This is a genomic window from Aquiflexum sp., from assembly GCF_041751335.1.
Lineage (GTDB): Bacteria > Bacteroidota > Bacteroidia > Cytophagales > Cyclobacteriaceae > Aquiflexum.
Genome location: NZ_JBGSXS010000230.1, coordinates 1 through 4773, shown reverse-complemented (window position 1 = coordinate 4773; position 4773 = coordinate 1). Strand labels below are relative to the sequence as shown.

At 40.1% G+C, this 4773-nt stretch carries 3 protein-coding genes; all 3 read right to left on the bottom strand.

Going from position 1 to position 4773, the window contains the following annotated elements:
* Nucleotides 1–322: 322 nt before the first annotated feature.
* Nucleotides 323–1726 carry a sensor histidine kinase gene (locus tag ACEW8U_RS12370; protein WP_373522358.1) on the bottom strand — a complete coding sequence of 468 codons (1404 nt, stop codon included), beginning with the start codon at nt 1724–1726 and terminating at the stop codon, nt 323–325.
* Nucleotides 1727–1755: 29 nt separating this feature from the next.
* The gene (locus tag ACEW8U_RS12365; RefSeq protein ID WP_373522357.1) at nt 1756–3537 is read right to left on the bottom strand and encodes a patatin-like phospholipase family protein; all 1782 of its coding nucleotides are present in this window, start codon (nt 3535–3537) and stop codon (nt 1756–1758) included.
* A gap of 101 nt (nt 3538–3638) precedes the next feature.
* A partial coding sequence (locus ACEW8U_RS12360; protein WP_373522356.1) for an adenylate/guanylate cyclase domain-containing protein occupies nt 3639–4773 on the bottom strand: 1135 nt, incomplete at its 5' end.

Genomic DNA, 4773 nt, shown 5'->3' with positions numbered 1-4773 from the left:
CCTTTATAAATTTTAGAGGTGTAATTTGAAATCAGCGGTAAACCAAGTTCAGGATTGGTTTGGGCAAACGCATCCATTGGCACCAAGAATGGTGTGAGTAAAGCAATTATAAAAAAGTAAAATCTATGTATCAAAACTATCTTGGGTGTGGTGGTTTTTGTTATCATTAAACCAAAGTTTAATTTTTATGTAAAATACACATTTGCAGGGAAATTCAATTACTTATCGGTTTCTATCAGCTGATTATGGGCAATTCTTTTAAATATGGACTTGATTATAGAAGTATGGCGATCCGAAATTACCAAAATTAGTTGAGCATGATTTAAACAGGAAGAGTAACCGTAAATACCGTCCCTGCCTCACCGCCTAACTGACCGACTGCCTGACCGGTAGGCAGGCCATTTTTTCCTAAAGCTGGTGATTCTACTTTCAGTTCACCGCCATGGGCTTTTACAATATCATAGCTTAGTGACAGTCCTAAGCCAGTTCCTTGCCCTGTTGGTTTGGTAGTAAAGAAAGGCTGGAATATTTTGTCTTTCATTTGTTTTGGAATTCCGGGACCATTATCTGCAACTTTTATAATGATTTTATTACCTTTTTCATTGATTGAGGTGCTGACAGTTACAGAAGGTTTATAGCCAGAATTGTCTGACTGTTTTCGTTGGTCATTGACTGCATAAAAGGCGTTGTTGATCAAATTGAGCAAAACCCTTCCAACATCCTGAGGCACGATGTTGATTTTTGGTAGATTGGTATCAAGATCGGCTTTAAAATCAGCGTTAAAAGATTTGTCTTTTGCCCTTAGACCATGATAGGAAAGTCTAAGGTACTCATCTGCCAATTCATTGATGTCAGTTGGGGATTTTTCTCCCATACTTGTACGGCTATGTTGTAACATTCCCTTGACAATATTGTCAGCACGGCTTCCGTGATGGTGTATTTTTTCAAGATTCTGTTTAATGTCCTTGGCAATTGCTTTCACTTCCTCAAGATCTCCATTGTCTAACTCCTGATACATTTCATCAATCAACTCCTGGCTTACCTCCGAAAAATTGTTGACAAAATTCAAGGGGTTTTGTATTTCATGAGCGATTCCTGCCGTCAGTTCCCCCAGCGAGGCCATCTTTTCAGATTGGATCAATTGGGCCTGTGCTGATTTGAGTTCTTCCAAAGCTTTTTCAAGTTCTTCTTTCTGTTTGACCAGTTCTGCAGTTCTTTCGGCAACATCCACCTCCAATTTAGCTTTGAGGGTCTGGGTGATCTGATATTCTTTTTCCCTTTCCAAAGCTTTGATTTTCTCTGCCAAGAGTGCTTTTTTCTGTTTTCTATAGGTGATATACATGGCTACCAACCAGATAAAAGCAAAAAATGAGGCTACATCAAATACTTTTTCCCATGTTTTGAATAAGGAAGGAAAGGCCAGTTCGAATACATCACTGATGATAGATACCGCGATCAGAGGCAGTGCTGCATATACCAAGGACTTTGTTCCCGAAAATTCGGGATGAGTGAAAATATTATAAACAATATATGATATCAGCAAGATGCTGAAAAACTTGACGAGCAGATCATTAACAAGACCTGATCCTGCTGTAATGGCCAAAATGACAACGATGATCAGCCCGTAATTAATGGGTTTTTTCCATTTCTCTGGAATCTCTCTTGTTTTTAACTGTCGACGGAGATAATACAAGAAGATAAATGCAATTACATTTTCGAAACCCATAGTTTATTGTTTGTACTTCAAAGTGACCATTAAGAATTCTTTATCCAGAATTTCTCCTCTTGGGGCAATTCTTCGAGGTAGGATTTGGTCTGATCATGGCCTTTTTTGACAACTTTCTTCCATTTGCTGTCATCCAAAAGACTAACTGCCCTCAGGTTGATTTCAAAAAAGAGGGATACTTTGGATTTATTGATTTCTTCTCTTTGTCTGGAATTGAAAGTCATGGAGTTGACCATTACCGTGGTAATGACGGGATTGTCGTATCTTTTCTTCTTGGCAAATTTCCCTTTGACCTGTTCCCATACTGAAGGTACATTTTTAAAATCCACCTTTTCCGGTTCTGATCCAGACAGGGAAACAGCTATGATGTTTTTGACAGGATATCTATACATGGGATCTATCGGGATATTATCAGCCATGGTGCCATCCATATACACTTGATCATCCACGACTACCGGGGGAAAAATCCCGGGAGACAGAAAACTTTCCTGAACTTGCTGCCATACTTTTCCGATACTATGGATTTTAACCTCGTTGTTGGTCATATCGGTGGACACACAATAGGAAGTGACCCAAAGATCTTCCAAAGCGGTGTTGCCGAAAATATTTTTGGAAAATTCCTCGATTTTTTTGCTACTGTTTTTTGCAAAAAAGGTCAGGAAAAAGTCATTGATTCCCAGATCACTTTCAGCGGATTGTTGGCAAATAGCTTCAATCCTTTTATTTTGAAAATCAGCAAAGGCCATGATGATACCATAAAGGGCTCCTGCACTGCTTCCTCCTACAAAATCTATCTCAACCCCGGCTTCCAAAAGAGCCTGAACAGCTCCGACATGGGCATAACCTTTGGCACCACTTCCGCCAAGGACTAGGCCTACTGCCTGATTGGTAATGATCCTGCACAGCCTGCTCATGTCCTTGCTATTGTTTTTTCGCGCATGGATATGCAGATGTATATTTCTGTTTTTAAACCACTTAGCGGTATTTTCTGACACGTCTACATTTTCAGGATGTAAAAGCAGTAGGTATTTTTTCCTATTTAGAATATTGTTTTCATAAAGTTTTTGCTCTTTCTCAATATCATAAAGATCCGATTCGGCATAAAAGTAAGTAGCCAATATCACCAAATCCGCATAAAGGAGACATTGCCTGGTCCAATCAGCATCTTGCCCACTACAGACAATCAGATTGACCCCTTTATGTTGTTCCAAAAGCTCCGAAAGCTCTTTATAATTTTTTTCTCCTTTTGATTCCCTTCCCAAGATTTGGGTTGGAATGTGCATGGTCTCCAGAGTTCTTTTGATTTCTGATACCCAATAATCTATATTCAGATCCTGTTGAAGCTGGATGATGACGATGTTTTTTGGGATGGCCTCTACTTTTTGCTCCAGTACATTTCTCCTCATCCTGTTGATCACAAACCTTGTCAGTGCCGATGCAAATTCAGGATTTTTTGCTACTGCCGAATGGTATTCGGCTTTACTGATCTCAAGTACTACGGATTTTCTGATGGCCAGTACTGCGGCCATTCTGGGTTCATTGGTGAAAAGGGCGATTTCACCAACGGGCTCACCTTCTGCAATATCTCCCAAAATTACCGTACCACTTTTGGATTCATTTATGGCACGGAGCCTTCCCGACAACACTACATACAGTTCATTTTCGCTGTCTCCTTGTTTGAATAAATATTCCCCCGCGTCAAGCTCTATTTTTTTTCCGGCTTCAAAAATCTGCTTAAGGCTACTTTCTTCCATCTCCCCAAAAAGATTGCTTAGGAGCTCTCGGTAATGATCATCAAATTTATTTTTCATTTCCTTGGACATTATTTCTTTTAATTTATGTGGATTTTTTCTAAAAAGGTAAAATAATGGAAAAAACTGTTTCACTTGGAGTGAGTTTTTCTTTTTTTGCCCTATTTATTAAGGTTTTGGTCATTTCTTTCTACAAAGTACATGTCTATTTCTCCTTTTCCTTTGGCGGCAATTTTACCACGGTGACTACATTTAAAAAACGCCTTAACCTCTTCATAGGTAGTTCCGCTGATGTTAACCTTTCCGGTTTCACCACTACTTTCCATCCGACTGGCTGTATTTACAGTATCACCCCAGATATCATATTGAAATTTTTTTACCCCGACAATTCCCGCCACTACAGGACCGGTATGGATGCCAATCCTGATTTCAAAAAACAGATATCCTTTGGCTTCTTTGGTCAACCTGTGATTTTTCATATACTCCTGAATGTCCAAAGCGGCATTGACCACATCTGTAGCATGAGTCTGATTAGGCGTAGGTAATCCTCCCGCTGCCATATAGGCATCTCCGATCGTTTTGATCTTTTCAATTTTGTGTTTTTGCATGATATAGTCAAAGGCAGAAAAACACTCATTGATTTCTGCTACCAATTCCCTTGGGCTGAGTTTTTCGGACAATTGGGTGAAACCCTTGAAATCTGTAAAAAGCACCGTAACCTCATCGATCAACTGGGCATCGGCACTCCCCTTGGCCTTGAGTTCTTCCGCCACTTCTTCCGGGAGGATATTCAAAAGCAGGTCATCGGATTTTTTCTTTTCTGCACGTAGTTCGGCTGTCCTGATATCCACTGTATGCTCCAGTTCTTCCTGTCGTTTTTTCAGGGCCCATTCCCTCCGTTTGACATAAAATCTCAAGCTTCCAATAAATCCCAAGGCATAAATCAAATAAGCCCACCAAGTACGGTACCAAGGAGGCAATACGCTAAAGCTGTAGGTTAAAGGTGCTGTCCAATTATTAGCATCCTCCTCACCTACACCTGTATATCTCGCCCTAATCTGGAAAGTATAATTTCCTTCCCGGATATTCCCAAACGTGACCTTAGGTTCATTGTTCACAGGACTCCAGTCCCGGTCATATCCTTCCAGAAAATACTGGTATTCGATTAAATTGGGGTGAGCCAGTTCGTTTGTCCCATATTCAAAAGTCACGCGGTTGAACCTATAGGGAAGGACAAGTTCATGAGGAATGAAATAAAAAGGACTGATATCATCAAGTCTGACACCATCCAAATGA

What these genes read in the sequence shown, in the direction of transcription:
- ACEW8U_RS12370 (WP_373522358.1), bottom strand. Translation starts at nt 1,726, where the DNA reads ATGGGTTTCGAAAATGTAATTGCATTTATCTTCTTGTATTATCTCCGT.
- ACEW8U_RS12365 (WP_373522357.1), bottom strand. Translation starts at nt 3,537, where the DNA reads ATGAAAAATAAATTTGATGATCATTACCGAGAGCTCCTAAGCAATCTT.